Raw genomic sequence first — 3,158 nt, 5'->3', positions numbered from 1 at the left:
CGACACGCCGCCGGCCATCCCGATCGTGTGACCCGCCGTCGTACCCATCAGATGACTCCTTCGAGGAAGGAACCCACCTAATTCATGACACTCCCAGCCGCTTCACTCGACTCGGCCCTGCGGAGCTGGTGCTCGGCGGGGCCGAGTGGAGCGCGCGCGGCAAGCAAGCGCACTGATATCCACCAGGAGTCCATGGGGAAGCGCATCGGGGCGGCGCCGGCACAGCACTGGCCGGGGTGCCACCGGTGGGGGTCCGCGCCCTCGGCTCGCGTGGGCCGGTGAATCGAGGTTTCGTGGATTCAGGGGCTCTCGCCTTACCACGGCCGCGGCTGCGCGGTCGGCAGGAGTCCGACGCAACGGAGGAGGGCCAGCCATGCCCCTGTCCGGACCGACAGGCGGCCGCCATCGCGCGGCGGCGCTCGTCGCCGCGGCGGTCTGCTCGACCGTACTCAGCTGCCCCGGACCCGCCACCGCGCTGGACACGCCGTCGCCCTCGGTAGGCATCCCCCGGCTCGACTGGCGCCCCTGCACGCCCGGCAGCCCGTACGACTGCGCCACCGCCCGCGTCCCCCTCGACCACTCCGCCCCCGCCGGCCGCACCATCGACCTGGCCGTGGTCCGCAGGAAGGCGACCGACGGCGCGCACCGCATCGGAACCCTCTTCGTGAACCCCGGCGGGCCCGGCGGCCCCGGGACGGTGCAGGTCCCGCAGAACTATGGCTCCTTCCCCAAGAAGCTGCGGGAGCGGTTCGACATCATCAGCTGGGATCCTCGCGGCGTCGGCAACAGCACGGCGGTGAACTGCTTCGACAGCACCGAAGGTGCCGAGGCGTGGGGGCGTTCCAAGCCGGCCGGCTTCCCCGTGGGGGAGAAGGAGCGCACCGCCTGGATCGACGCCTACGAGGACCTCGGCCAGCGCTGCGAGAAACGCGACGCCGATCTCCTGCGCCAGGTGTCGACAGCCGACACCGCCCGGGACCTCGACCTGCTCCGGCAGGCCGTGGGCGAGCCACAGCTCAACTACTTCGGCGTCTCCTACGGCACGATCCTCGGCGCCACCTACGCCAACCTGTTCCCCGGCAAGGTCCGCGCCATGGTCCTGGACAGCAACATCGCTCCGTCCGCGTGGACGAACGACGGCCAAGCGGACGCCCGGACCCCCACCTTCCTGCGCATGGGCTCCGACCGCAGCGCCGCGGCCACCCTGGACCGGTTCCTCGACCTGTGCGGATCCGCCACCACGGGCCGCTGCGCCTTTTCTGCCGGCAGCCCGAAGGCGACCCGCGCGAAGTTCGACCAGCTGATGCAGCGCCTCAGGGAACACCCGGTGTACACGTGGACGTACGCCAAGACGGTCGCCGACACGGTCAACGGCCTCTACATCGTCGAACCGGGCTGGGCGGACCTCGCCCGCCGCCTCCAGGACCTGTGGCAGGGCCGGGCCCCGAAGCCGGCCACGGTCCCGTCCCCACCGCCCGTCGCCAACCCCGCTCCGTACCTCGGCGAGGAACAGGCAATGGCCGTGTGGTGCGGCGACAGCCCCAACCCCCGCGATCCCGCCGCCTACCACCCTCTGGAGGAGAACAGCGCCAAACGGGCGGGCGACGCCGGCCGCTTCTGGACCTGGTCCGGAGAGCCGTGTGCCACCTGGCCGGCCCGGGCCGCCGACAGGTACACCGGACCGTGGAACAAGCCCACCGCACACCCCATCCTCGTGGTCGGCACCAGATACGACCCCTCCACCTCGTACGCGGACTCCCAGGCCATGGCGAGGGAACTGGCCAACGCCCGCCTCCTCACCCACGACGGTTACGGCCACACCGCCCTGTTCAACAACGCCAGCAACTGCGTGAAAACATACGAGAGCCACTACTTCATCAACGGCACACTGCCACCACCCGAAACCACCTGCCACCCGGACAAACAGCCCTTCTCCTGATCGTTCTGAATCCGGGCCGCTGCGCGAGCCCATCGCCCACACAAAGGGCGGCCGGAGCCGAGGAGTAGACCAACAGGAGACAACTACCCCAGGCCCGCGGTACAAGCCAGGAACCCCCTGAACCCAGCCACACCCAACCGTCACCCCGGCTTCACGGCAGGGATGCCCTCGCCGTGCGCAGCGGCCTGCGGCCAGGCGATCTCCCGCGCTGAAGCACGGGCCGAGCGCAGTCGGTCGAGCACGTTCCCGCCAACCGGCCAGCAGGCGCCCGGCCGTGGGCGTGGAGGCCACCGGGCCGAACACCTCGCCCTGGTCTCGTAGCACGGACAGGTCCGCGATCGCCTCGCCGCCGTCGGCGAGCATCACCGCAAGGTCAGTGGCGACGCGGCCCGGATCCGGCGAGGTCCGAAAGCAACCGTGCCCCAGCGTGCCCGACCACCCCCGTTCCATCGGCGGATATGAAGAGCCGGGGACGCGAACCGATAGCCTGCACGCAGAGAGTGCCTTCCTCTGACGACGACAAAACCCCTCGACAAGGTTCATCGTCCCAGTTCAAAAGGAACTTTCGCGTTCCCGCTCAGATTCCGGGCTCCACACGAAATGAAACCGCGAGGTTAGTTATGGCCTTGAACTGGTATGCGCCCTCCCTGACGCCTGAAGCTTGCATGCCCCGCATCCCGGAGTCTCCCTTGCGGACGCTGATAGCGCCCTCTTCGCTCACAGCGAGCGTCACTTGAACCGACCGAGCGATCACGGCGTGCCCTTTCCGACTCCCTGAGCCCATCACCTGCACGTGTTACAGAAGGTAGCGAGGGGGACGCATGGGGCGATATATGAATCTCGGCCAGCAGGGACACCGGTCCGGCGAGAAGTGAGACCTGTCGAAGGGCAAATGCGTCCTCACGTCGACCTCGGGGTGCTGGAGTGAGCGGGTAGGGGCAGGGTGGAGGGATGAGCCCTGCTCTGCGTGTGGTCGTCTATCGGCCGGACGCCGAGGGCGGGCGCCGGGTGCGCTGCGACGGCGAGATCCTCGGCCGCGCCCTGGGCCCCGCCGACCTTCTGGAGTTCCTGCGGCGGTCCGGCCTGGACCCGGACAACGTCCGCCTGGACGACCCGCTACTGATCGAGTGGCGCGGCGGCGGGCCGACCGTCTGGAGCCCGGACACCGGCGAGGAGTGAGCGCAGCAGTGCGGGCCGCCACCCGGTCAGGGTGGCGGCC

General features: G+C 69.8%; 2 protein-coding genes and 1 pseudogene. 2 read left to right on the top strand and 1 reads right to left on the bottom strand.

The genetic code is table 11. From position 1 onward, the window contains the following. Nucleotides 1–373: 373 nt before the first annotated feature. The gene (locus ACFWB8_RS36885; protein ID WP_385237644.1) at nucleotides 374–1,939 is read left to right on the top strand and encodes an alpha/beta hydrolase; all 1,566 of its coding nucleotides are present in this window, start codon (nucleotides 374–376) and stop codon (nucleotides 1,937–1,939) included. Nucleotides 1,940–2,106: 167 nt separating this feature from the next. Here ACFWB8_RS36885 and ACFWB8_RS36880 read toward each other — a convergent pair. After that, nucleotides 2,107–2,462: pseudogene (locus tag ACFWB8_RS36880) on the bottom strand (IS1380 family transposase); the annotation flags it as partial. A gap of 428 nt (nucleotides 2,463–2,890) precedes the next feature. Here ACFWB8_RS36880 and ACFWB8_RS36875 point away from each other — a divergent pair. Further along, a complete protein-coding gene (locus ACFWB8_RS36875) occupies nucleotides 2,891–3,118 on the top strand; it encodes a hypothetical protein (RefSeq protein ID WP_385237641.1) in 228 nt (75 codons plus the stop codon). The last annotated feature ends 40 nt before the right edge of the window (nucleotides 3,119–3,158 follow it).

This window comes from Streptomyces sp. NPDC060031 (genome assembly GCF_042736805.1).
GTDB lineage: Bacteria > Actinomycetota > Actinomycetes > Streptomycetales > Streptomycetaceae > Streptomyces.
The sequence above is the reverse complement of the archived record's forward strand: the minus strand, read 5'-3'. Positions and strand labels throughout refer to the sequence as shown.